This window comes from Azorhizophilus paspali, from assembly GCF_043587585.2.
In the GTDB taxonomy this organism is placed as follows: Bacteria; Pseudomonadota; Gammaproteobacteria; order Pseudomonadales; family Pseudomonadaceae; genus Azotobacter; species Azotobacter paspali.
This window is the reverse complement of record NZ_CP171449.1, coordinates 4,144,871-4,168,950: the sequence shown is the minus strand read 5'-3', so window position 1 is coordinate 4,168,950 and position 24,080 is coordinate 4,144,871. Positions and strand designations below refer to the sequence as shown.

At 66.1% G+C, this 24,080-nt stretch carries 22 protein-coding genes and 1 pseudogene; 14 read left to right on the top strand and 9 right to left on the bottom strand.

Going from position 1 to position 24,080, the window contains the following annotated elements; all coding sequences use genetic code 11:
- The first annotated feature begins 14 nt into the window (after positions 1-14).
- Positions 15-914, top strand: coding sequence for an AEC family transporter (locus ACGI6K_RS20270; RefSeq protein ID WP_376944695.1), 900 nt, complete (start codon positions 15-17; stop codon positions 912-914).
- A 72-nt stretch (positions 915-986) separates the two neighbouring features.
- Here ACGI6K_RS20270 and serA read toward each other — a convergent pair whose 3' ends face one another.
- A complete protein-coding gene (serA, locus tag ACGI6K_RS20265) occupies positions 987-2,216 on the bottom strand; it encodes a phosphoglycerate dehydrogenase (RefSeq protein ID WP_376944693.1) in 1,230 nt (409 codons plus the stop codon).
- Between the two features lie 205 nt (positions 2,217-2,421).
- On the opposite strand from serA, the gene ACGI6K_RS20260 reads away from it, so the two are divergent.
- The 3 genes from ACGI6K_RS20260 to ACGI6K_RS20250 all read left to right on the top strand — a co-directional run bounded on the left by ACGI6K_RS20260 (position 2,422) and on the right by ACGI6K_RS20250 (position 5,668).
- Complete coding sequence (locus tag ACGI6K_RS20260) at positions 2,422-3,813, top strand: FAD-binding oxidoreductase (RefSeq protein WP_376944691.1); 1,392 nt, start codon at positions 2,422-2,424, stop codon at positions 3,811-3,813.
- Positions 3,814-3,967: 154 nt separating this feature from the next.
- The gene (locus tag ACGI6K_RS20255; RefSeq protein ID WP_376944689.1) at positions 3,968-4,633 is read left to right on the top strand and encodes a fumarylacetoacetate hydrolase family protein; all 666 of its coding nucleotides are present in this window, start codon (positions 3,968-3,970) and stop codon (positions 4,631-4,633) included.
- A gap of 117 nt (positions 4,634-4,750) precedes the next feature.
- Complete coding sequence (locus ACGI6K_RS20250; RefSeq protein WP_376944687.1) at positions 4,751-5,668, top strand: SdiA-regulated domain-containing protein; 918 nt, start codon at positions 4,751-4,753, stop codon at positions 5,666-5,668.
- Positions 5,669-5,681: 13 nt separating this feature from the next.
- Here ACGI6K_RS20250 and rpiA read toward each other — a convergent pair whose 3' ends face one another.
- Positions 5,682-6,362, bottom strand: coding sequence for a ribose-5-phosphate isomerase RpiA (gene rpiA, locus ACGI6K_RS20245; RefSeq protein ID WP_376944685.1), 681 nt, complete (start codon positions 6,360-6,362; stop codon positions 5,682-5,684).
- A 134-nt stretch (positions 6,363-6,496) separates the two neighbouring features.
- On the opposite strand from rpiA, the gene ilvA reads away from it, so the two are divergent.
- Together ilvA and ACGI6K_RS20235 are read left to right on the top strand one after the other, a co-directional pair.
- The gene (gene ilvA / locus ACGI6K_RS20240) at positions 6,497-8,011 is read left to right on the top strand and encodes a threonine ammonia-lyase, biosynthetic (protein WP_376944683.1); all 1,515 of its coding nucleotides are present in this window, start codon (positions 6,497-6,499) and stop codon (positions 8,009-8,011) included.
- A gap of 38 nt (positions 8,012-8,049) precedes the next feature.
- Entirely contained in the window at positions 8,050-8,559 is a 510-nt protein-coding gene (locus ACGI6K_RS20235; protein ID WP_376944681.1) for a DUF2269 family protein, read from the top strand.
- A 141-nt stretch (positions 8,560-8,700) separates the two neighbouring features.
- Here ACGI6K_RS20235 and ACGI6K_RS20230 read toward each other — a convergent pair whose 3' ends face one another.
- Positions 8,701-9,354, bottom strand: coding sequence for an HAD family hydrolase (locus ACGI6K_RS20230; RefSeq protein ID WP_376944679.1), 654 nt, complete (start codon positions 9,352-9,354; stop codon positions 8,701-8,703).
- Positions 9,355-9,520: 166 nt separating this feature from the next.
- Here ACGI6K_RS20230 and ACGI6K_RS20225 point away from each other — a divergent pair, with 166 nt between their 5' ends.
- From ACGI6K_RS20225 to ACGI6K_RS20215, 3 genes are all read left to right on the top strand, one after another.
- Positions 9,521-10,000 carry an RNA pyrophosphohydrolase gene (locus ACGI6K_RS20225; RefSeq protein WP_376944677.1) on the top strand — a complete coding sequence of 160 codons (480 nt, stop codon included), beginning with the start codon at positions 9,521-9,523 and terminating at the stop codon, positions 9,998-10,000.
- 23 nt (positions 10,001-10,023) lie between these two features.
- Positions 10,024-12,303, top strand: coding sequence for a phosphoenolpyruvate--protein phosphotransferase (ptsP, locus tag ACGI6K_RS20220; RefSeq protein WP_376944675.1), 2,280 nt, complete (start codon positions 10,024-10,026; stop codon positions 12,301-12,303).
- Positions 12,304-12,384: 81 nt separating this feature from the next.
- Positions 12,385-13,419: a GGDEF domain-containing protein gene (locus ACGI6K_RS20215; RefSeq protein ID WP_376944673.1), complete on the top strand. Its 1,035-nt coding sequence runs from the start codon at positions 12,385-12,387 to the stop codon at positions 13,417-13,419.
- Here ACGI6K_RS20215 and ACGI6K_RS20210 read toward each other — a convergent pair.
- Both ACGI6K_RS20210 and ACGI6K_RS20205 read right to left on the bottom strand, forming a co-directional pair.
- On the bottom strand, positions 13,416-13,766 hold the full coding sequence (locus ACGI6K_RS20210) for an NRDE family protein (RefSeq protein WP_376944671.1): 351 nt from the start codon (positions 13,764-13,766) through the stop codon (positions 13,416-13,418). The genes ACGI6K_RS20215 and ACGI6K_RS20210 overlap by 4 nt on opposite strands.
- A 106-nt stretch (positions 13,767-13,872) precedes the next feature.
- Positions 13,873-14,097: pseudogene (locus ACGI6K_RS20205) on the bottom strand (NRDE family protein); the annotation flags it as partial.
- 117 nt (positions 14,098-14,214) lie between these two features.
- Between ACGI6K_RS20205 and ACGI6K_RS20200 the strand changes: the two are divergent.
- The 3 genes from ACGI6K_RS20200 to ACGI6K_RS20190 all read left to right on the top strand — a co-directional run bounded on the left by ACGI6K_RS20200 (position 14,215) and on the right by ACGI6K_RS20190 (position 16,720).
- Positions 14,215-14,997: a sulfite exporter TauE/SafE family protein gene (locus ACGI6K_RS20200; protein ID WP_376944669.1), complete on the top strand. Its 783-nt coding sequence runs from the start codon at positions 14,215-14,217 to the stop codon at positions 14,995-14,997.
- A gap of 10 nt (positions 14,998-15,007) precedes the next feature.
- Complete coding sequence (gene lgt, locus ACGI6K_RS20195; protein WP_376944667.1) at positions 15,008-15,805, top strand: prolipoprotein diacylglyceryl transferase; 798 nt, start codon at positions 15,008-15,010, stop codon at positions 15,803-15,805.
- Between the two features lie 120 nt (positions 15,806-15,925).
- Positions 15,926-16,720 (top strand): thymidylate synthase, encoded by a 795-nt coding sequence (locus ACGI6K_RS20190; protein WP_376944665.1) that lies wholly within the window; start codon positions 15,926-15,928, stop codon positions 16,718-16,720.
- 161 nt (positions 16,721-16,881) lie between these two features.
- On the opposite strand, the gene ACGI6K_RS20185 is transcribed toward ACGI6K_RS20190, so the two are convergent.
- A complete protein-coding gene (locus ACGI6K_RS20185; RefSeq protein ID WP_376944663.1) occupies positions 16,882-18,264 on the bottom strand; it encodes a PLP-dependent aminotransferase family protein in 1,383 nt (460 codons plus the stop codon).
- Between the two features lie 123 nt (positions 18,265-18,387).
- Here ACGI6K_RS20185 and ACGI6K_RS20180 point away from each other — a divergent pair, with 123 nt between their 5' ends.
- The gene (locus ACGI6K_RS20180) at positions 18,388-19,251 is read left to right on the top strand and encodes a DMT family transporter (RefSeq protein ID WP_376944661.1); all 864 of its coding nucleotides are present in this window, start codon (positions 18,388-18,390) and stop codon (positions 19,249-19,251) included.
- Positions 19,252-19,264: 13 nt separating this feature from the next.
- On the opposite strand, the gene ACGI6K_RS20175 is transcribed toward ACGI6K_RS20180, so the two are convergent.
- The 3 genes from ACGI6K_RS20175 to ACGI6K_RS20165 all read right to left on the bottom strand — a co-directional run bounded on the left by ACGI6K_RS20175 (position 19,265) and on the right by ACGI6K_RS20165 (position 23,222).
- Positions 19,265-20,632, bottom strand: a complete 1,368-nt coding sequence (locus ACGI6K_RS20175) for a GTPase/DUF3482 domain-containing protein (protein WP_376944659.1) — start codon at positions 20,630-20,632, stop codon at positions 19,265-19,267.
- A complete protein-coding gene (locus tag ACGI6K_RS20170; protein ID WP_376944657.1) occupies positions 20,625-22,016 on the bottom strand; it encodes a DUF2868 domain-containing protein in 1,392 nt (463 codons plus the stop codon). Before ACGI6K_RS20170 ends, ACGI6K_RS20175 begins: the two co-directional genes overlap by 8 nt.
- 93 nt (positions 22,017-22,109) lie before the next feature.
- Positions 22,110-23,222 (bottom strand): glycerophosphodiester phosphodiesterase, encoded by a 1,113-nt coding sequence (locus ACGI6K_RS20165; RefSeq protein ID WP_376944656.1) that lies wholly within the window; start codon positions 23,220-23,222, stop codon positions 22,110-22,112.
- A gap of 130 nt (positions 23,223-23,352) precedes the next feature.
- Between ACGI6K_RS20165 and ACGI6K_RS20160 the strand changes: the two genes are divergently transcribed.
- On the top strand, positions 23,353-23,910 hold the full coding sequence (locus ACGI6K_RS20160) for a dihydrofolate reductase (protein ID WP_376944655.1): 558 nt from the start codon (positions 23,353-23,355) through the stop codon (positions 23,908-23,910).
- Positions 23,911-24,080 lie beyond the last annotated feature (170 nt).

Here is a 24,080-nt window from a genome sequence, read left to right as displayed (position 1 = left end):
GGAGTCTTTCAGTCGTGGCTGTGCTACAGGCGATTCTGCCGATCTTCGCCCTGATCGTGCTGGGCTACTTTCTCGGGCGCCGCCAGTGGCTGGGTGCCCAGGCGGCCAGGGAGCTGGGCAACCTGACCTTCAAGCTGTTCATGCCGATGCTACTGTTCCATGGCATAGCCAAGGCCTCGCTGGACGAGGGCTTTTCCCCCGGCCTGCTGCTGGCCTACTTCCTGCCGGCCCTGAGCGTCTTCGCCGTGGTGAACCTGATCGGCCACCGCCTGCGCGGACGGCCCACGCCGTTCGGCCTGACCGCCGGCTTCTCTAACAACGTGTTGGTGGGCATCCCGCTGGTAGCCACCCTGTTCGGCAATCCCGGACTGGTCTACGTGTTCACGGTGCTGGCCTTCCACAGCCTACTGCTGTTTTCCTTCCAGAGCCTGTACGGCGCGCTGGCCGACGGGGAGGCGGTGAATGTCCGCTCCCTGTTGCTGAGCCTGGCCAACCCGATGATCGTCGGGCTGGTGCTGGGCGTGCTGCTGAACCTTTCCGGCCTGCAACTGCCCGTCTCCATCGAGCATCTGGTCCAGTGGCTGGGACAGGCGGCACTGCCCTGCGCGCTGATCGTGCTCGGGGTCAATCTCTCCGGCTACCGTCTGTTACCCAGCCGTGAGGCGCTCGGCATCGTCTTCGCCAAGCTGCTGGTGTTCCCGCTGGCGGTACTGCTCCTGTGCGCGGCGTTCGGGCTGGGGCCGCTGGCCAGTTCGGTGCTGATCGCCATGGCCGCCTGCCCCAGCGGGGTGAACGTGTTTGGCTTCGTCCGCCACCCGGAGGACAGCGGGGTGGTCGGCTCGGCGATCACCCTGTCGACTCTGCTGGCGGTGCTGACCCTGCCGCTGTGGGTGTTTCTCGGCGCGCATCTGTAGCCAGCGGAAACGACGAGGCCCGTACCATTCGGTACGGGCCTCGTCGTCGGGCGGCTCGCGGCTGCTGAATGGTCAGAACAGTACGCGGCTGCGGATGGTGCCGTTCACTTGCTGCAGTTTCTCTAGGGCCATTTCCGAGTACTCGGCATCGACGTCGATCACCACGTAGCCGACCGTCTCGTTGGTCTGCAGGAACTGGCCGGAGATGTTGATGCCGTTCTCGGCGAAGACCTTGTTGATCTCGCTCATCACTCCGGGGATGTTCTTGTGGATGTGCAGCAGACGGTGCTTGCCCGGATGCGAGGGCAGGGCTACTTCCGGGAAGTTGACCGAGGACACCGAGGTGCCGTTGTCGCTGTACTTGACCAGCTTCTCGGCCACTTCCGAACCGATGTTGGCCTGGGCCTCCATGGTCGAGCCGCCGACGTGCGGGGTGAGGATGACGTTGTCGAACTCGCGCAGCGGGCTGACGAACTCGTCGTTGTTGGAGCGCGGCTCCACCGGGAATACGTCGATGGCCGCACCGTTGAGGTGCTTGTCGCGAAGGGCGGCGGCCAGCGCGTCGATGTCCACCACGGTGCCGCGAGCGGCGTTGAGCAGGATGGCGCCCTTCTTCATGGCGCGGATTTCCTTCTCACCGATCATCCACTTGGTCGCGGCGGTTTCCGGCACGTGCAGGGTAACGATGTCGGCCTGGCCGAGCAGGTCGTAGAGGTTGCCCACCTGGGTGGCGTTGCCCAGCGGCAGCTTGGTCACCACGTCGTAGAACAGCACCTGCATGCCCAGGCTTTCGGCCAGCACCGAGAGCTGGGTACCGATCGAGCCGTAGCCGATAATGCCGAGCTTCTTGCCGCGGATCTCGTAGGAGTTGCTGGCGTTCTTCAGCCAGCCGCCGCGGTGGCAAGCCGCGTTTTTCTCGGGAATGCCGCGCAGCAGCAGGATCGCTTCGGCGAGCACCAGCTCTGCCACCGAGCGGGTGTTCGAGTAGGGGGCGTTGAACACCGCGATGCCGCGCTCGCGGGCGGCCTTCAGGTCGACCTGATTGGTGCCGATGCAGAAACAGCCGACCGCGACCAGCTTCTTCGCGCGGTCGAAGACCTCCTCGGTCAGTTGAGTGCGCGAGCGGATGCCGATGAAGTGGGCGTCGGCGATCTTCTCTTTCAACTGTTCCTCGGGCAGCGAGCCGGTCAGGTACTCGATGTTGGTGTAGCCGGCAGCCTTGAGCGTATCCAGTGCGGTCTGGTGGACGCCTTCCAGCAGAAGGAAGCGGATCTTGCTCTTGTCGAGAGAGGTCTTGCTCATCTACGTAAACCTGTTTTCCTGGAGGTAGGTGGCGATGTAGGTGGGCAGCCGGTAGTACTGCCCGGAAAGGGCTACAGCCGTTCCGGAAATCGGCGGGAAGCACGACTCACGGGACGGCTATGCTAGCATACCGAGCCCGCCAAACCGCCATTCCTGGTACGTGAAGGGTATTCAGGACGGCCATGAATCCTTTGAGAGTTTTCCCATGACCAACCCTGCCCTGATAGACGAGTTGAAGACCCTGGTGGAGCCCGGCAAGGTGCTCACCGACGCCGACTCCCTCAACGCCTACGGCAAGGACTGGACCAAGCATTTCGCCCCCGCCCCCCTGGCCATCGCGTTCCCGAAGAGCATAGAGCAGGTGCAGGCCATCGTCCGCTGGGCCAACGAGCGCAAGGTCGCCCTGGTGCCCTCGGGCGGGCGCACCGGGCTGTCCGCCGCCGCCGTCGCCGCGCATGGCGAAGTGGTGGTGGCCTTCGACTACATGAACCGCATCCTGCGCTTCGACGAGATCGACCGCACCGTGGTCTGCGAGCCTGGCGTGGTGACCAAGCAACTGCAGGACTTCGCCGCGGACAAGGGGCTGTACTACCCGGTCGACTTCGCCTCCGCCGGTTCCAGCCAGATCGGCGGCAACATCGGCACCAACGCCGGCGGGATCAAGGTGATCCGCTACGGTATGACCCGCAACTGGGTAGCCGGCCTCAAGGTGGTCACCGGCAAGGGCGATCTGCTCGAACTGAACAAGGACCTGATCAAGAACGCCACCGGCTATGACCTGCGCCAACTGTTCATCGGCGCCGAGGGCACCCTGGGCTTCGTCGTCGAGGCCACCATGCGCCTCGATCGCGCGCCGACCAACCTCACCGCTTTGGTCCTCGGCACTCCCGATCTCGACTCGATCATGCCGGTGCTGCACGCCTTCCAGGACAAGATGGACCTGACGGCCTTCGAGTTCTTTTCCGACAAGGCGCTGGCCAAGGTGCTGGCGCGCGGCGACGTGCCGGCGCCATTCGAGACCGAGTGTCCCTTCTATGCGCTGCTGGAGTTCGAGGCCAGCACCGAGGAGCGCGCCGAGCAGGCACTGGCGACCTTCGAGCATTGCGTCGAGCAGGGCTGGGTGCTCGACGGGGTGATGAGCCAGAGCGAGCAGCAGTTGCAGAACCTCTGGAAGCTGCGCGAGTACATCTCCGAGACCATCTCCCACTGGACCCCGTATAAGAACGACGTCTCGGTCACCATTGGCAAGGTGCCGGCCTTCCTCAAGGAAATCGACGCGATCGTTGCCGAACATTACCCGGATTTCGAGATCGTCTGGTTCGGCCACATTGGCGACGGCAACCTGCACCTGAACATCCTCAAGCCCGATGCCATGGACAAGGACGAGTTTTTCGCCAAGTGCGCCACGGTGAACAAGTGGGTGTTCGAGATCGTGCAGAAGTACGACGGCTCGATTTCCGCCGAGCACGGCGTGGGCATGACCAAGCGCGACTACCTGGGCTACAGTCGCTCGGAGGCCGAGATTGCCTGCATGAAGGCGATCAAGGCGGTGTTCGATCCGAACGGCATCATGAATCCCGGTAAGATCTTCGTCTGATCCGCCCGCGTCCCGGATGCCGGCCCGCGTGGCCTGCGTTCGCGTCCTTTCCCGCTCCCGGATGCCGGCGCCCGGAAAAGCCTTCGACGCCACGCGGATTTGCCGTAGAGTCGCCGCCATGGACTTCCAGCCACAAAGACACAAGGAGCCTTGCATGAGTTACCAGCACCAATACCTCGACGGTACGCGCATCCACTACCCGCTGGGCAAGGTGGTCTGCGTCGGCCGCAACTACGCCGAGCACGCCCGGGAGCTGAACAACCCGGTGCCGACCGAGCCCCTGCTGTTCATCAAGCCGGGCAGTTGCACGGTACCGCTGGAAGACGGCTTCAGCATTCCGCAGGACCGCGGTTCGGTGCACTACGAGGCGGAAATCGCCGTGCTGATCGGCAAGCCGCTGTCGCACCAGCCGGGCGCCGAGGAGGTGCGCGACGCCATCTCCGGCTTCGCTCCGGCTCTCGACCTGACCCTGCGCGACGTGCAGGCCAGGCTCAAGGAAAAGGGGCTGCCCTGGGAACTGGCCAAGTCCTTCGACGGCGGCTATGTGCTGGCGCCTTTCGTGTCCGGCGATGCCATCGCGGATCTCACCGACATCGGCATCCGTCTGACCATCAACGGCGAGGTGCGCCAGGACGGCAACAGCCGCGACATGCTCAACCCCATCATCGCGCTGATCCAGCACATCGCCGGGCATTTCAGCCTGCAGCCGGGCGACGTGGTATCCACCGGCACGCCGGCCGGCGTCGGCCCGTTCGCCAGCGGCGATCGTCTGGTGTTGGAGCTGACCGGACTGTCCCGCTTCGAAAGCCGGGTGCTCTGAGACCTTCGGCCGGGCGCGCGGCGTATCCGGCCGCCCGGCCTTTCATCCCGATTTTAATTTTCAGGCAAGCTGTCTCTGACAGGCTTGCGGCCTGTTTCGTCTTGCGGAAACCAACCCATGCCGCTGTCTTTTCCCCTTGCCCGGACTTCCTTGCTGCGCCTGTCGTTTCGTGTGGCCCTGCTGGTATCGGTCCTGGTCGTCCTGCTGGTCGGCTACCAGTGGCACTGGCTCGATCTGCTCCGGCTGTCCTGGCGGGAGTGCCGGGAGACGCCGCAGGCGCGTGCCGCCGGTATCTGGCTGCCTGACTACCGCCTGGCGCTGGAGGTCAGCCTATCGGGGCTGGAGGAGGACGAAACCTCCGGTCTGACCTGGAACCCGCAGACCAATACGTTGTTCACCGTCACCGGCAAGCATCCGCAACTGGTGGAGTTCAGCCTGGAGGGCACGGTTCTGCGGCGTATACGCCTTACCGGCTTCGCCGATCCGGAGGGGGTGGAGGCACTCGGCGACGGGCGTCTGGCCATAGTCGACGAGCGCCATCGCCTGGTGGCGCTGTTTTCTCTTCCCGCGGCTGCGGACAGTTTCGATCTGAAGGATGCGCAGCGCTACGACCTCGGTTTTGCCGAGACCGGCAACAAGGGCTTCGAGGGGCTGGGCTGGGATGCACGGACGAACCGGCTGCTGCTGGCCCAGGAGCGGCCGCCGGCGCTGTTCGGCCTAGACGTTTCCGCCGACGCGGGGATCGTCGGCATTCCGCGGCCGCTGTCGGACGATGACCTGCCCGTGCGCGACCTGTCCTCGCTGACGGTCGATCCGCGCAGCGGGCATTTCCTGCTGCTGTCCGACGAGTCGCGGCTGCTGCTGGAGCTCGATGGCGAAGGGCGTCCGTTCAGCTTCATGACCCTGCTCGGCGGCCTCAACGGTCTGCGCCACAGCATCCGCCAAGCCGAGGGGGTGACGATGGACCGGGCGGGCAACCTCTACGTGACCGGCGAGCCGAACCGCTTCTACGTGTTCCGCCGGACCGCTCCCTGAGTCGGGCGGTCGCTCAGCGGCGGGGGCGCTCGATGCGCTCCACCCCGTTGCGGGTGCCGAGCAGCAGCAAGTCGGCCGGGCGCGCCGCGAACAGCCCGTTGCAGACTACCCCGACGATGTTGTTGATGTCCGACTCCAGTTGCCTGGGGTTGGTGATCTGCATGTTGTACACGTCGAGGATCACGTTGCCGTTGTCGGTCACCACGCCTTCGCGGTAGACCGGGTCGCCGCCGAGCATGACCAGTTGGCGCGCCACATGGCTGCGGGCCATGGGAATCACCTCCACCGGCAGCGGGAAGTCGCCGAGAAAATCGACCCGTTTGCTCTCGTCGGCGATGCAGATGAAAGTCCGCGCCACCGCGGCGACGATCTTCTCGCGGGTCAGCGCGGCGCCGCCGCCCTTGATTAGCTCCAGATGCTTGTTGCACTCGTCGGCGCCGTCCACGTAGAACTCCAGCTCGGCGACGTTGTTCAGGTCGTGCACTTCGATGCCGTGGCCTTTCAGGCGGGCAGCGGTGGCTTCGGAACTGGCCACGGCGCCATCGAAGTCCATCCGGTAGCGAGCCAGCAGGTCGATGAAGAAATTGGCGGTGGAGCCGGTGCCGACGCCAATGATGCTCTGCCGAGTGAGCTGCAAAAGGATATGGTCGAGGGCGGCTTGGGCCACGGCCTGCTTGAGCTGGTCCTGGGTCATGTGGGGTCTTCGTTGGATGGGAGAGATGGATTGATTATAACCGTGTCCGCTTCGGCCCGGCGCCCGCCGGGTGGCCTGCCGGGACGCTGACAGGGTAGACTGGCCCATTCCCTTCAGCTTTCCGATGTCCGCCGATGCTCGAACAGTACGTCAAGAAGATCCTTACCTCGCGCGTCTACGACGTCGCCGTCGAGACTCCCCTGCAGCCTGCCCGTCAGCTCTCCGAACGTCTTGGCAACCAGATCCTGCTCAAGCGCGAGGATCTGCAGCCGGTGTTCTCCTTCAAGATCCGCGGCGCCTACAATAAGGCGGCCCGGTTGAGCGAGGCCGAGCTGGCGCGCGGCGTGGTCACCGCTTCGGCCGGCAACCATGCCCAGGGCGTGGCTCTGGCGGCCAGGCACCTGGGCATCAAGGCGGTCATCGTGATGCCGAGGACCACCCCGGAGATCAAGGTTCAAGCGGTGCGCGCGCGCGGCGCCAAGGTGGTGCTGCACGGCGACGCCTTTCCCGATGCGCTGGCCCATTCGCTGAAGCTGGTCGAAGAGAAGGGCTACGTCTACATCCACCCCTACGACGATCCCGACGTGATCGCCGGGCAGGGCACGGTGGCCATGGAGATTCTCCGCCAGCAGCCGGGCCGGCTGGACGCCGTGTTCGTGCCGGTCGGCGGCGGCGGACTGATCGCGGGTATCGCCGCCTATGTGAAATACCTGCGTCCCGAGGTCCGGGTGATCGGTGTCGAACCGGAGGACTCCAACTGCCTGCAGGCGGCCATGGCCGCCTGCGAGCGGGTGGTGCTGCCGCAAGTCGGGCTGTTCGCCGACGGGGTAGCGGTGGCGCAGATCGGTGCCTGCACCTTCGACATCTGCCGCCACCACGTGGACGAGGTGGTCACCGTCACTACCGACGAGATCTGCGCGGCGATCAAGGACATCTACGACGACACCCGCTCGATCACCGAGCCGGCCGGCGCCCTGGCGGTGGCCGGGATCAAGCGCTACGTCGAGCGCGAAGGGGTGAGCGGGCAGACCCTGGTGGCTATCGATTCCGGCGCCAACATTAACTTCGACCGCCTGCGCCATGTGGCCGAGCGCTCCGAACTGGGCGAAAAGCGCGAGGCGATCATCGCCGTGACCATCCCCGAGCAGCCGGGCAGCTTCAAGGCGTTTTGCCAGGCCATCGGCAAGCGGCAGATCACCGAGTTCAACTACCGCTACAACCGCCCGGACCACGCGCACATCTTTGTCGGCGTGCAGACCCACCCGGAGAACGATCCGCGCGAGCAACTGGTGGCCAGCCTGCGCGAGCAGGGCTTTCCCGTACTCGACCTGACCGACGACGAGATGGCCAAGCTGCACATCCGCCACATGGTCGGCGGCCATGCGGCGGGCGTCAGCGACGAGGTGGTGTTGCGTTTCGAGTTTCCCGAACGGCCCGGCGCATTGTTCAATTTCCTCAGCAAGCTCGGCGGACGCTGGAACATCTCGATGTTCCACTATCGCAACCACGGCGCCGCCGATGGCCGCGTGGTGGCCGGCCTGCAGGTGCCGGCGAGCGAGCGCCACCTGCTGCCGGCGGCCCTGGACGCTATCGGCTATCCGTACTGGGACGAAACCGACAATCCGGCTTACCGGCTGTTCCTCGGCTGACTCGAACGATCCATCCACTCGACTCAAAGGACTGAACGATGGAACACTTCGCGCTGCTCACAATGCTCCATGGCGTGGCTGGCGTGCTGCTGTTCGTGACCTTCTTCGCGCTCGCCGGGCTTTGCTGGCGCGCACGGCTCCGTCCGGCACGGGCCGCGCAGGCCGACGCCGAGACGGAAGCGGACGCGGCAAGAGCGGAGCCGGCAGCCCCGGATGCGCAGGGAGCGGTGACGGGGGGAGCGGAAGCGGAGGCGCCCGCGCGTGCCTCGCCCTGGCCGGCGCTGTGCGCCGTCCTGCTGCTGCTCTGTCTGATCGGCCTGCCGGTCAGCGGCTGGTGGTTGGCGCACCTGGTCGGCTGGCCGCTGGGGCAGATCTGGCTGCTCGGCAGCTCGCTGTTGTTTCTGCCGGGGGCGGTCTGCGGATTGTGGCTAGCTGCGCGGGTCACCGGCCGGCACCGGAAGAGCCCCTGGTTCAGCCTGGTGCTGGCGCTACTCGGGCTGGCCTGCTTCGCCACCACCCTCTGGCTGATGGTGGCCAAGCCCGTCTGAGGCCTGGCCCTTTCAAGGGCCGCGGCCGAATACCGGCGGTCGCGGACGAGTTCGCTCTAGCAGAGCCCGCAGGTGCGGGTGGATAGAACTGTGCCGTTGCCACCCGGCCAATTACCCGCCCGCCGACGCGGCTACGCCCGTTCAGCGCAGGGAGATCACCGGCCAGCCGCGCCGCTCGGCTTCTTCGCGCAGGCGCGGGTCGGGGTCGACCGCCACCGGATGGCTGACCCGTTCGAGCAGCGGCAGGTCGTTGTGCGAGTCGCTGTAGAAATGGCTGCCCTCCAGCGAATGGCCGGTTTCCTCCAGCCAGCGCTGTAGGCGCTCGACCTTGCCTTCCTTGAAGCAGGGCACGTCGGTGGTGCGGCCGGTGTAGCGACCGTCGGCCATCTCGCACTCGGTGGCGAGCAGGGTCTCGACGCCGAGGCGCGCGGCAATGGGGGCGGTGACGAAGCGGTTGGTGGCGGTGATGATCGCCAGCTTGTCGCCCTGGTCGCGGTGCCGCTCGATGAGCTCGCAGCCCTTGGCGAGGATGATCGGCTCGATGCATTCGCGCATGAATGCTCGGTGCCACTCTTCGAGCACGGCCATTTCGGTGCGGCCGAGGAGCTCCAGGCTGAAGTTCAGGTAGTCGACGATATTCAGCCGTCCGGCCAGGTAATCCTGGTAAAAGGCGTCGTTACGCGCCTTGTAAGTCTCGCCGTCGAGGATGCCGCGCTCGCAGAGCCAGTCGCCCCAAGCATGGTCGCTGTCGCCGGCTAGGAGGGTGTTGTCGAGATCGAATAGAGCCAGACGCACGCTAGAACCTCGGTCAGGGAAGGGAGGTTGGGAATGCGGCGAAGCATAACGGTTGTGCGGCACGAGCCGGAAGGGCATCGGCGTTCCGGCCCCTTGTCCAGCCCGCTTCTGGCGCGCACCTTTTTGTGGAACAATGCGGACACATGCGTTTTCAAGGTTCGCTGCTGTGATCGACCCCGATGGATTTCGCCCTAATGTCGGCATCATCCTGACCAATGATATTGGTCAGGTGCTCTGGGCGCGGCGGATCAACCAGGATGCCTGGCAGTTTCCGCAGGGCGGCATCGATGCACGGGAATCGCCGGAAGAGGCGCTGTTCCGCGAACTCAACGAGGAGGTCGGATTGGAGCCGCAGGACGTACGGATCCTCGCCTGCACCCGTGGCTGGCTGCGTTACCGCCTGCCGCAGCGCCTGGTGCGCTCGCACAGCCAGCCGCTGTGCATCGGCCAGAAGCAGAAGTGGTTTCTCCTGCGCCTGCTCTCCGACGAGCAGCGCGTACGCGTGGATCTCACCGGCAAGCCGGAGTTCGATGGTTGGCGCTGGGTCAGCTACTGGTATCCGCTGGGCCAGGTGGTCGCCTTCAAACGCGAGGTCTACCGGCGTGCGCTGAAAGAACTCGCACCGCGCCTGCTGGCACGGGATTGATCAGACGGAGCTCAAGGCGGGCCATGCTCAACACGCTGCGCAAGATCGTCCAGGAAGTGAACTCCGCCAAGGATCTCAAAACGGCGCTGGGCATCATCGTGCGGCGGGTCAAGGAGGCCATGGGTAGCCAGGTGTGCTCCGTCTATCTGCTCGACCCGGAAACCAACCGCTTCGTCCTGATGGCCACCGACGGGCTCAACAAGCGCTCCATCGGCAAGGTCAGCATGGCCTCCAACGAGGGCCTGGTGGGCCTGGTCGGCACCCGCGAGGAGCCGCTTAACTTGGAGAACGCCGCTACCCATCCGCGCTACCGTTACTTCGCCGAGACCGGCGAGGAGCGCTACGCTTCCTTCCTCGGTGCGCCGATCATCCACCATCGGCGGGTGATGGGCGTGCTGGTCGTCCAGCAAAAGGAGCGCCGCGAGTTCGACGAGGGCGAGGAGGCCTTCCTAGTGACCATGAGCGCGCAGCTCGCCGGCGTCATCGCTCATGCCGAGGCTACCGGCTCGATCCGCGGCCTTGGCCGACAGGGCAAGGGTATCCAGGAGGCGCGCTTCGTCGGCGTGCCGGCCGCACCAGGTGTCGCCGTCGGCAAGGCCGTGGTGGTGCTGCCGCCGGCCGATCTGGATGTGGTGCCGGACAAGCCGGCCGAGGACCTCAAGGCCGAACTGGAACTGTTCGGCAACGCCCTCGAGGCGGTGCGAGTCGACATCCGTGCGCTGTCCGCCAAGCTCGCCACCCAATTGCGCCCCGAGGAGCGCGCCCTGTTCGATGTCTACCTGATGATGCTCGACGATGCCTCCCTGGGTTGCGAGGTGCAGCGGGTGATCAGGACCGGCCAGTGGGCCCAGGGCGCCCTGCGCCAAGTGGTCAACGAGCATGTCAAACGCTTCGAACTGATGGACGATGCCTATCTGCGCGAGCGGGCCTCCGACGTCAAGGATCTTGGCCGGCGCCTGCTTGCCTACCTGCAGCAGGCCCGCCAGCAGACCATGGTCTATGCGGACAACACCATCCTGGTCAGCGAGGAGCTGAGCCCGGCGATGCTCGGCGAACTGCCCGAGGGAAAGCTGGTCGGCCTGGTCTCGGTGCAGGGGTCGGGCAACTCCCACGTGGCGATCCTTGCCCGCGCCATGGGCATCCCCACGGTGATGGGCGTGGTCGATTTGCCCTATTCGAAGATGGACGGCATCGACCTGATCGTCGACGGCTACCACGGCGAGGTTTACACCAACCCCAGCGACATGCTGCGCCAGCAGTTCGCCGACCTGGTCGAGGAGGAGCGCCAACTAACCCAGGGCCTCGATGCCCTGCGCGAACTGCCCTGCGAAACCCTCGACGGCCACCGCCTGCCATTGTGGGTCAACACCGGCCTGCTGGCCGATGTCGCCCGCGCCCAGGAGCGCGGCGCCGAAGGGGTGGGGCTGTACCGCACCGAAGTGCCGTTCATGAACAACGAGCGCTTTCCCAGCGAGAAGGAGCAACTGGCGATCTACCGCGACCAGTTGTCCGCCTTCCATCCGCTGCCTGTGACCATGCGCACCCTGGACATCGGCGGCGATAAGTCGCTGTCGTACTTCCCGATCAAGGAAAGCAACCCCTTCCTCGGCTGGCGCGGCATCCGCGTCACCCTCGACCATCCGGAGATCTTCCTGGTGCAGGTGCGCGCCATGCTTAAGGCTAGCGAGGGGCTGAACAACCTGCGCATCCTACTGCCGATGATCTCCTCGATCCACGAGCTGGACGAGGCATTGCACCTGATCCACCGCGCCTGGGGCGAGGTCCGCGACGAGGGTACCGACGTGCCCATGCCGCCAGTCGGGGTGATGGTGGAGATCCCCGCGGCGGTCTACCAGACCCGCGAACTGGCGCGCCTGGTGGACTTCCTCTCGGTCGGCTCCAACGACCTGACCCAGTACCTGCTGGCGGTGGACCGCAACAACCCGCGGGTCGCCGACCTCTACGACTACCTGCACCCGGCAGTGCTGCAGGCGCTCAACAAGGTGGTGCAGGACGCCCATGCTGAAGGCAAGCCGGTGAGCATCTGCGGCGAGATGGCAGGCGACCCCTCGGCGGCGGTGCTGCTGATGGCGATGGGGTTCGACAGCCTGTCGATGAACGCCACTAACCTGCCCAAGGTCAAATGGCTGCTACGCCAGATCACCCTGAGCAAGGCCCGCGAGCTGCTCGATCGACTGATGGCTATCGACAACCCGCAGGTCATCCACAGCACTCTGCAATTGGCCCTGCGCAACCTCGGTCTCGGCCGGGTGATCAATCCGGTGGCTTCGCTGCAGGGCTGAAGCTTGCAGTCTCCTGGAGCCTGCCGGTCCGGAAATGTGTTTTTGGCGGCGTAATTGGCTGCCAGTCCGGAGCGGAGCTTTATGGACGACCTAAAGGTTAGCGACAGCGTCTATGGTGCGACTCACGAGGCCATCGCGCGAACCTTGCGTTTCGCGCTGGAGATCGTCAGCGACGGCATCTGGGACTGGGACATCCGCACCGGCCACGTCAAGCGCAGTCTGGGCTGGTATTCCATGCTCGGTTATGCCGTGGACAGCCTGCCGGAGAACGTCTTGACCTGGCACCAGGTGATCCACCCGGAAGACTTCGAACAGGTCATGCGTGGCTTTCGGGCCTACCTGGACGGGACGCACCCCGTCTATGCCGAGGAATACCGTTGCCGCTGCAGCAGTGGCAACTATCTGTGGATCAGCGATCACGGTCGTTTCGTCGAGTTCGACGAAGAGGGGCGGGCGACCCGGATGATCGGCGCGCACCGCGACATACACGAGCGCAAGCTGGCCGAGCTGGCCCTGCAGCGCAAGAATCAGGAACTGCTGGCGCTCAACCAGGCTCTCGAAGAGCTGGTGGCGGCGCGCACTGAAGCCTTGCGCCGGGCAAACCAGGCCCTGGCCGAGCAGGCCGCGCAGGCCCTGCGTCTCAGCGAGATCGACCCGCTCACCCAGATCGCCAACCGCCGCTGCCTCGAAAGGCAATTGCAGGTCGAATGGCATCGCCTGCGACGCCATGGCCATCCCTGCGCACTACTGATGTTCGACCTCGACCATTTCAAGCGGATCAACGATGGTTTCGGTCACCAGGCCGGGGACCGGGTGCTGGTCGCGGTCGCGCAGGTGGTGCGCCAGGATCTGCGGGACGTGGATTGCTTCGCCCGCTGGGGCGGCGAAGAGTTCATCGTGTTGCTGCCGGAAACCGATGCGGCGGCGGCTGGGTCACTGGCGGAGCGCCTGCGCCTGAACCTGCGGCGGATCGATGTCTCCTTGCCGATGCCGCTCACCGCCAGTTTCGCCGTGGCACAGATGGTCGCCGACGAAACGCCGGACGACCTGGTGTACCGCCTGGATGCGGCGCTCTACCAGGCCAAGCGGCAGCGCGACTGCATCGTGGTCGGTTAGGGCGGAAGCTCGAGCCGCCCCTTGCCGAGTGGGTCGCCGCCGGGACCGAGGCGGCGCTCGACCAATTGCCGCGAACCGTCTGCCGCGACGATCAGCACGCTGCTTGAACAGGTGCCGTAGTCCGGACTGGCGATGAACACGCTCGAGAGTAGGCGTTCCCTGGCCAGGCCGACGCCGGTGTCCGGCAGCTCCGCGTCCGCTGCCGGCCTCCGGTCTTGCAACGTCGCTAGCAGACAGTCCGCGTGTGGCCTTTCCAGGCTGCGGCCAGGGCCGCCTTGGCGCGGCGCAGCTTTGGCCAGGGCCGTGTCCAGCGCGGCGTTGGAAAGGCCGTAGAGGCCCTCCGGCAAGCGCCGCGGTGCCGTTTCCCGTGCGTGGTAGTACCAGAAGCTCGCCGGCCGTGCCGACCAGCAGGTTGAAGCCGGTATAGTCCCGCGCCCGCTCCGCCACCTGCGCCAGGTAGGCTTCGGGCGACAGTTCGCCGAGCAAAAAGCTGGCCGGCAGTTCGCCGTGGCTGCGCCGGCCCCGTGGCTGGCTCGGGTCGCGTCCGGCATGCACGCCCGGCGCCTCCGGCCAGGCGGCCAGGGGCCGGCAAGGGCGGGCGTAGAATTCATCGCGATTGGCGGCCAGCACCAGGGGCGTGGTATGGCCGGGACGCCAGGCGAAAACGATCAGGCACATGGGACTTCCTGCCGAAGGTCATGGGCGCAAGCTAACGGCGATGCCTGGACCAAGGGCTGCGAATCCCTCATCGCCCGGCCAATTCCGGTACCATGCTGCTTTCGAAAGGGGGTAGAGATGGAGTTTCTGCTGTATCTGCCGCTGGGGGTTGTAGCCGGTGTGCTGGCCGGACTGTTCGGCATCGGCGGTGGAATAATCATAGTGCCGGTGCTGGTGTTCAGTTTCACCGCGCAAGGCTTCGATCCGGCCGTGTTGACTCACCTGGCGGTAGGTACCTCGCTCGCCACGATCGTCTTCACGTCGATCAACTCAGTGATCGCCCATCACCGCAGGGGGGCAGTGCTCTGGCCGCTGTTCATCTGGCTGACGGCCGGTATCCTCGTCGGTGCGGTGCTCGGCAGCCTGACCGCTGCGGCGATCCAGGGGCCGATGCTGCAGAAGATCATCGGCGTGTTCGCTATCGCCGTCGGCCTGCAGATGGGCTTCGACCTCAAGCCCAAGGCCAGCCGCGCAGTGCCCGGCAAGTTCGCCCTCGGCCTGGCCGGCGTGGTGATCGGCTGGGCTTCGGCGATCTTCGGCATCGGCGGCGGCTCGCTCACCGTGCCCTTCCTGACCTGGCGCAGCGTGCCGATGCCGCAAGCGGTCGCGACCTCGGCGGCCTGCGGTCTGCCGATCGCCCTGTGCAGCGCGCTGAGCTTCATGGCCGTCGGTTGGAACGAGGCGCATCTGCCGGCGTGGAGTCTGGGCTTCGTCTACCTGCCGGCGCTGCTCGGCATCGCCGTCACCAGCATGTTCTTCGCCCGCTTCGGCGCCAACCTGGCGCACCGATTGCCGCCGCGCCTACTCAAGCGCCTGTTCGCCCTGCAGTTGTCCGTTGTCGGACTGTATTTCCTGTTCTGAGGAGTTCCGGATGCTGCCTTATCCGCAAATCGATCCCGTGGCTATCGCCCTCGGCCCGCTGAAGGTGCACTGGTACGGCCTGATGTACTTGGTCGGCATCGGCGGCGCTTGGTGGCTGGCTGCACGCCGCCTGGCCGGTTTCGCTCCGGAATGGAGCCGCGAGAAGCTTTCCGACCTGGTGTTCTGGGTCGCCCTGGGGGTGATCGCCGGCGGCCGGCTCGGCTACGTACTGTTCTACGACCTGCCGGCCTACCTGCACGATCCGAGTCTGATCCTGCAGGTCTGGCGCGGCGGCATGTCCTTCCACGGCGGGTTGCTCGGCGTGCTCCTGTGCAGTTGGATCTTCGCCCGGCGCAACGGCAAGGGCTTCTTCGAGCTGATGGACTTCATCGCCCCGCTGGTGCCGATCGGCCTGGGCGCCGGGCGGATCGGCAACTTCATCAACGCCGAGCTGTGGGGCAAGGCCACCGACCTGCCCTGGGCGATGATCTTCCCCAGCGATCCGCAGCAGTTGCCGCGCCATCCTTCGCAGCTCTACCAGTTCGCCCTGGAGGGCGTGGCGCTGTTCGCCATCCTCTGGTTCTACTCGCGCCGGCCGCGACCGACCATGGCGGTGTCCGGGCTGTTCGCCCTCTGCTACGGCATCTTCCGCTTCATCGTCGAGTTCGTCCGGGTGCCGGACGCCCAACTCGGCTACCTCGCCTTTGGCTGGCTGACCATGGGCCAGTTGCTCTGCCTGCCGATGATCCTCGGCGGCGCCGGGATGATGGCCTGGGCCTATCGCCGCGGGGCTTGGCTCGCCCATTGAGGCGACGGCAGGCGTCGCCGGTGCGACGCTTGCCCTGACCGACCGCCAGGGCTTCTTGAGGGCCGGGTGATCCGGGCATAATGTCCGGCCCTTTCCGTCGCGCAGCCAGCTCCCTCTCCCATGAAACAGTACCTCGACCTGATGCGCCTGGTGCGCAAGCACGGCACCTTCAAGAGCGACCGCACCGGCACCGGCACGTTTTCCGTGTTCGGCCATCAGATGCGTTTCGATCTGGCCGAGGGCTTCCCGCTGGTCACCACCAAGAAGTGCCACCTCAAATCCATCGTCCACGAGCTGCTGTGGTTCCTGAAGGGCGACACCAACATCCGCTACCTAAAGGAAAACGGCGTGTCGATCTGGGACGAGTGGGCCGACGAGAACGGCGACCTCGGCCCGGTCTACGGCTACCAGTGGCGCAGTTGGCCGGCACCGGACGGCCGGCACATCGACCAGATAGCCAATGTCGTAGACATGATCCGCAACAACCCGGACTCGCGCCGGCTGATCGTCTCGGCCTGGAACCCGGCGCTGATCGACGAGATGAAGCTGCCGCCGTGCCATGCGCTGTTCCAGTTCTATGTGGCCGACGGCCGTCTGTCCTGCCAGCTCTACCAGCGCTCGGCGGACATCTTCCTCGGTGTGCCCTTCAACATCGCCAGCTACGCGCTGCTGACCCTGATGGTGGCGCAGGTCACGGGCCTTACGCCCGGCGAGTTCGTCTGGACCGGCGGCGACTGCCACCTCTACGCCAACCACTTGGAGCAGGCCGACCTGCAGCTCTCCCGCGACCCGCTGCCGCTGCCGACCATGCAGCTCGACCCGCGGGTGAAGGACCTGTTCGCCTTCCGCTTCGAGGACTTCGAGCTGGTCGGCTACCAGTCCCATCCGCACATCAAGGCGCCGGTGGCGGTGTGAGCCCGGCCGGCAGATAGCGAGCTCGTTCATCATCACCCAATGGGTGCGTCGAGGCGTTAGGGTTGGTGCCGCATGGCCGTGACACCACCGGCGGCATGGGGCGCGGCCCGAGAGCCCGGTGCTGCGTGACGCCGACACGTCAGCAATGGCCAGCTCGACCACTAAGCAGGCAAGATCCTCGCCAGTGTGTCGAACACCCGTACGTCCATGGATTGCGCGGCATTGAAACGCAGGAAGCCACTCGCATCCTGCGATTGGCTGAAGACATTGCCGGGAGCCAGTACCACTCCTTCTTTCAGGCAGGACCGAGCGACATCCGCCGCATCGATGCCTGGGGGCAATCGGCACCAGATGAACATACCCGCCTGCGGAATGATCCAGGGTGTGACGCCTATCGCATCGAGACGGGCCATGGTCTTGTTCCTTGCCTCGGCCAGACGGATGCGAACGCCCTCCATGTGCTTGCGGTATCCACTGTCGGTCAATGCGGCCAGCAGGATGGCAGAAGCCAGTTGGCCACTTCCGAAGCTGGTCGCGATCTTGAGGTCGGCCAAGCGGTCGATCCAGTCGGCGCGCGCGGCGACATAGCCGCAGCGCAGCGAGGCCGAAATGGTCTTGGAAAAGCTACCGATGTGAATCACCCGCGAAAGACCGTCGAAAGCGGCCAAGCGCGGTGCCGGGCTGACCTCGAAATCCGCGAAGATGTCATCTTCGACGATGACGAGGTTCGTGTTATCGGCCAGCTTCAGGAGCCGGTGTGCGATGACTGGGGAAAGCGTCGCGCCTGTCGGATTATGGATGCCCGAGTTGGTGATGTAGAGACGTGGCGAATGCTCGCGCAACGCGGCCCCGAACGCCTCCACGTCCGGCCCGTTCGGGGTGAACGGCACGCTCACTGTCTTCACGCGATGCGCTCGCAGCAAGGCGTGGAAGTTGAAGTAGCAGGGATCATCGACCAGTACGGTGTCTCCCTCCTCCAGGAGGAAGCGGCAGATCAGATCGATGGCCTGAGTGCCGGATTCGGTCAGCATGATCTGTTCGGGCCGTGCCTCAATGTCCGCGGCGGCCATGCGTCGGGCGAGAAGCTGGCGCAGCGCCGGCAAACCCAGCGGTGTGGCATAGTCGGAAAGCACCGCGGCGTCGGCTCTTGCGGTCGCCCGTAGTGCCCGGCGCACGCCCGCCTCATACATCCACGCGGCTGGAAGCCAGCCACAACCGGGCTTGAGCAAGGACGCGCCCGCCTCTAGCGACTGACGCGAAACCCACAGCGGATCGACCTCTCGATCCAGCGGCGGCCCAATCTCCGACAGAGCCAAGGGGGCGACAGGCCCGCATACGTAGAACCCGGAGCCAGGACGTGCGCAGATAACTTCCTCGGCAGCCAACCGCTCGTAGGCTTCCACCACTGTGGATACCGAAACCCTCATCGCCTTGGCTTGCGCGCGCACGGACGGCAGGCGCGTGCCCGGCGGATAGGAGCGGGAGGCAATTCTCGAGCGGATTGCCTCCATGACGACATTGATGCGTGTTTGGCGCTGGCTCACTGACATTCTTCCCAACTGTACTGGCTTTCAATGCATAACAGTTACTCGTAATTGTGCTGGATTGTGCATGGCCAGCTCGATGTTCCCGTGATGAACTGCAAGGCAATCGGAACGGGGTCGGCAATGGATAAGACGAAACGTGGGTGGGTCAACGGATTTCTAGGCATGGTGATTTTTGCCGGTTCGCTGCCGGCCACACGTGCAGCCGTCATGGATTTTGACTCTATATTCCTCACATGCGCCAGGGCAGCCATTGCCGCATTGGTGGGATTGGCCTTGCTGCTGGTGTTTCGACAACGCCGTCCAACATTGGCGGAAGTGCCTTCGCTGGCCATCGTAGTGCTAGGCGTGGTGATCGGTTTCCCTTTGCTGACCGCGCTGGCTCTGCGGCATGTTTCTGCCGCGCACTCGATCGTCTTCGTGGGGCTGCTACCGTTATGCACAGCGATCTTCGGCGTGGTTCGCGCAGGTGAACGCCCGCGGCCGGCTTTCTGGCTGTTTTCTCTGCTTGGAAGTGCATTCGTCGCAGGCTATGCCGCAAAAGGCAGCGTCGAAATATTATCGGCGGGCAACTTGTTGATGCTCGCTGCCGTCGTCTTGTGCGGCCTCGGTTATGCGGAAGGCGCGCGTTTGTCCCGCTATCTGGGTGGCTGGCAGGTCATCAATTGGGCGCTGGTGCTGGCTCTGCCCATCATGCTTCCATTGGCTCTGTTCTCGATGCCTGCATCGTTTGTGCATGTGGGGGCGCCGGCATGGTTCAGCCTGGCCTACGTTTCGCTATTCAGCATGCTGATCGGTTTCGTGTTCTGGTATCGCGGCCTGGCGCAAGGCGGCATCGCGGCTGTCTGCCAATTACAGTTGCTCCAGCCGTTCTTCAGCCTTGGCCTAGCGGCGTTGTTTCTCCATGAAACGGTGAGCGGGACGATGCTGATCGCAACGCTGGGCGCGGTCGTCTGTGTCGCGGCGGCAAGGAGGTTCGCCACCTAACCTGGATGCAGGCCTACTCCAGCTCCGCTGCCAGCACCCGGATCTGTTCCTGGCGCTCGGCCTGCTCGCGCCGCCGGCCAGGGTTGAGCGTCGACCATTCCGGATGGGCGCGGGCCTTATGTAGGGGCTCGGGTAGCCGATCCTCGCGCCAGCTTCTGTCCTGCGGATTGTCCAACCGGATCGCCTGTTGCGCGGCATGGCCACGGGTGGCGAGGGCCTGGAGCAACTGGCGCTGGCGCAGGGCGAGCAGGCGCAGCACCGCGTCGTCCACGGTCAGTTCGCGCTCGCCGCGCAGCTTGCCCATGATGCGGTTGCCGTAGTGGCGAGCGGTCTGCGCGCCACCGCCGGCCAGCGCGCCGATCAGGGTGGCGGCGCCCAGGGTCAGCCCGCCGACCAGCAGGTCGACCCCGGCGCCGGCCGCCGCGCCGGCGGCCAGGCCGCCGCCAATCTTCACGCCGAGCAGGCGCAGGGTCTCCGGGTTGAACAGGTCGTCGCCCCAGCGTCCGCCGCTCAGCGGTAGGTCGGCGGCGGCGGCATCTTCGGGGCGGAAGGCATAGAGGCGCAGCAAGGCTTCGACGCAGCGCTGCTCGCGCTGGCGCACGGCTTCATGCAACTCGCGGATGGCCTCCTGTTCCGGTTCGGCGCGGGCCTCGACGCGGCGCCGGCAGGCGGCGACGTCGATCAGCAGTTCGGCGATCAGCCGGTTGCCGCTGTCCAGGCGCTCCGCGGCCTGCGCTTCGTGGGCGCGGATCAGTTGCTCCAGTTGCGGCCGGGCCGATTCCAACAGCAGGGCGAGGCTTTCGTAGAGGCGCCGCTCGCCGTCCTGCGGCGGCGCCACGGTGTCGAAGCGCACCATGGCGTGCAGGCCGAGGCGGGCCAGGGCGGCGCGCCAGGTATCCTCGCGGGTGCCGGCGCGGGCGACGAAGTTCAATACCGGCAGCAGCGGCCGGCCGCAGGCGGCGAGCACCTCGAGTTCGTCGCGGTACTTGGCCAACACCGGCTCGCGGGCGTCGATCACGTAGAGACCAGCGGCCGAGCCGAGCAACTGGCGCAGCACCTTGGCTTCCTGCTCGAAGCGCTGGCGCGCCTCGGCGCCGTCGAGGAAGTAGGCGATCCGCGCCGGGCCGTCGAGGCGCTCGCCGGGACGATCCAGGCGTTCGATGTGTTCGAGCAGGGCAATGGCGTCCTCCAGGCCGGGCGTGTCGTACAGCTCGAGCAGCGGTTCGCCATCCACCGACAGGCGTGCGCCCTCGACGTGGCGGGTGGTGCTCGGCCGGTGCGAGACCTCGCCGAAGCCGGTGTCGCGGGTCAGGGTGCGCAGCAGCGAGGTTTTGCCGACGTTGGTGTGGCCGACCACCACGAGTTTCAATGGCTCAGTCATGTCCGCTCTCCAGCCAGGCCAGCGGGCTGTCGCTGCCGTGGGGCAGGCCCAACTGGTTGAGGGCGATGCGCCAGTCATCCAGGCGTTCCTCGTCCAGCGCCTCGCCGGGCGGCGGCGGCAGCAGCCAAATCCGCGTCTGCTTGGCGCTACGCGAGAGTTCGCCGAGCAGCGCCAGGGTTCCGCGGTCCGGCGAGCGCAGCGGATCGACGGCCACCGCCAGACGCACCGGCGGCCGTTCGGCGAAGCGGTCGAGCAGCCGCCGGCGCTGTTCGCGGCTGTCGAGGATGCCGGCGTCGCCGACCGCGCCGGGCAGCGCCGGCGGCCAGGTGCGGCCCTCGTCCAGTTCGACCGCCACCAGTTGGGCGGGGGCGCTCTCGAGCCGGGCGCCGAGGGCGCTGGTCGGAATGCCGGGCATGACTTCGGGTGCCGCATCGCAGACGCCGATGCGTTCGCTGGAGGGTTGCAGGCGCTCGGCGAGCAGGCGGTAGCCGGGCAGCGACAGGTCCAGGGCCAGGCGGGCGCGGCCGGAGAGCCAGCGGCTCAGGCAGAGCAGGGCCAGCAGCAGGCGCGGTAGCAGGCCGTAGACCAGCAGCACGCCGAGCAGCCAGCCGGCCCAGGCCTGGCGCGCGGATTCGGCGGTCAGTGCCTGGTCGGCACTGGCGCGGATGGTGGCCGGGTCCGGCAGGCCGAAGCCAAACAGCGCCGGCAGGGCGCCGAGGCCTTGGGTCAGGGCGACGAAGGTGTCGCCGTCGAGCAGGGTGGTTTCCCAGTAGAAGCCGTAGCTGCGGGTCGACAACAGCGCCAGCAGGGTCACCAATGCGCTGGCCAGGGCGAGCAGCCAGAGGCCGTGGACCAGCAGGCCCAGGGCCCAGCGGCTGAGGTGCTGGCGCTGCAGCAGGAGCAGCAGTGCCGGAACCAGTTGCGCCGCCTGGGCGTCGCGGGCGAACTTCTCGCTAAGCCACAGCCACAGGCGGCCGAGGGCGCCGCCGCTGTCGCCGGCGAAGAGCAGGCCGAGCAGCCAGCCGCAGAGGGTCAGAAGATGCAGGCCGAGCAGGCTGCCGAGGGCCCAGAACACGTTGATCGGGCCTTTCTGGCCGCCGCCGAGGGCGGCCATGGCCATGCCGGCGCCGCCGGCCAAGGCGATGGCCAGCAGGACAGCCAGTGCCAGACCGCCGCCCTGGCGCCAATGACGCAAGGCGGCGAGCAGGCCGTCGCGTTCGGCCAGCCACAGGGCGCGGGTTTGGATGCGTTGGGCGAGGCCGCCCCCGGCGGCGCGGGCGCGGCGATTGGCTTCGCTGTCCTCCAACGGGCCGGCGAACTCTTCGCGCAGACGGATGGTTTCGGTCAGCCAGAGGCGATGGAAATCGGTCGATGGAATACTCACACGGTCTCTCGAGGGCGATTCGGTTCCTGCCCATGAGAATAACCGTTCAGGCTCGGCCGCGGGTAAGTCGATGCGGGCCGCCCGGCGGGGCGCTTACGGCTGCACGCGCAGGCGCAGGGCGAGGTCCGGGTTGTCGCTGAATAGGCCGTCGATGCCGGCGTCGAGGAAGGCGCGGATTTCCGCTTCGAGATCGCCGTGTTCGGCGGGGTTGGCGCTGCTGCGCAACTCGAGCGGCAGGAAATTGTTCTCCGCGCGGAAGGTGTAGGGATGCACCTTGAGGCCGGCGGCATGGGCATTGGGCACGAAGTCGGTGGGGCTGCCGAGGTTGCCGTTGGCGTCGCGCGGGATCACATAGCTTTTGTCCGGGCCGACGCCGTCGGCGTAGGCGGCGATGGCCCGTAGCCCAGCCGGGGTAGCCATCTGCTCATAGGTCAGAGCGCTGCCGATCACCTTCTGATCGTAGGGCTGGCCGGAGCCGAACAACTGGACCAGGCGCAGCGGGCTCAGCCGGTGCAAGGTCTTGAGGTTCTCCACCTCGAAGGACTGGATGTACACCGAAGCATGGCGGCCGTGGTAGCCGTTGCGGCGGAGGATTTCCAGCAGCGGTTCCTCCATGGCCAGGCCGAGGTGTTGAAAGTGAGTCGGGTGCTTGGTTTCCAGGTACAGGCCAATGCGTCGTCCCTGGCTCTTCTCCAGGTCTTTCACCAGGTCGATGATTTCCTGCAGAGTGGGCACTTCGAGGGACTTGTCCAGGCGGGCGTTGCCGGGGCGGATCGCCGGAATGCGCTCGATGGCACGCAGGGTCTTGATCTCCGCCAGGCTGAAGTCCTCGCTGAACCAGCCGGTCAGCTCGACGCCGTCGACATTCTTGGTGCGCCGGCGGTCGGCGAATTCGGGACGCGCGGCGACATCGGTGGTCAGCTCCAACTGATTGTCGTGGCGAGCGATCAGTTGGCCGTCCGTGGTCATTACCAAATCCGGCTCGACGTAGTCGGCGCCCTGCAATACCGCCAGTGTGTAGGCGGCCAGGGTGTGTTCCGGCAGGTAGCCGCTGGCACCGCGGTGAGCGATGACCAGCGGGCTGGGTTCTTCGCCCTGGGGATGCGCCGTTGCCGGTGGTTCCGGGGCGGCACAGGCGAGCAGGGGCGGCAGCAGGGCGGCGGTGGCCAGGGACTGGCCAGGACGTGGGGACCGCGGGCGGGGCATGGGTTCCTCTCCTTAAGACATGAGGCGCTCAGCCTGCCGGAGCCGGATGACGCTTCGGCGATGAGCGGATAACGTTCCGGTGGCGATTGCGTGACGGCGGGCGAAGCCGGGCTTTGCTATCCTCGTCGCCATGAACGAATCCCGGTTCCCCCTCGCCCTGATCGCCGCCGTCGCCGCCAATGGCGTGATCGGTCACGACAACCGCCTGCCCTGGCACCTGCCGGCGGACCTCAGGCACTTCAAGGCTTCCACTCTCGGCAAGCCGGTCATCATGGGCCGCAAGACCTGGGACTCCCTCGGCCGTCCGCTGCCCGGCCGGCTCAACTTGGTGGTCAGCCGTCAGTCCGGCCTCGTTTTGGAAGGCGCCGAAACCTTCGTCTCGCTCGATGCCGCCTTGACCCGCGCCGATACCTGGGCCCGAGAGCAGGGCGTCGGCGAGTTGATGCTGATTGGCGGCGCTCAGCTTTATGTCGAAAGCCTGCCGCAGGCCGAACGCCTTTATCTGACCCGCGTCGACCTTGCCCCGCAGGGCGATGCCTTCTTTCCCGCGTGGAATCCGGCCGGCTGGCGCCTCGTTTCCCGCGAGGAGCATCCGGCCACGGCGCAGGCGCCAAGGTATGCCTTCGAGCTGTGGGAGCGCGAGCAAGGCGCGCGCAAGACCTTGGTTCAGGCCCGGGGCCTCGGCTAGAAAAGAATGGTAGAACTGTTCCATGGCGACTTAAGATAATCGCCAAGCTGCTTGCAGTTCCCTTTCCGTGCATCGCCGACCGCCTTCTGGCTTCAGGTAGGCCTGTGCCCTGCGCGATGGAAGTCGCACGCACGGTTCCTGGAGGGATGGACCGATGGCCCGTCCCTGCC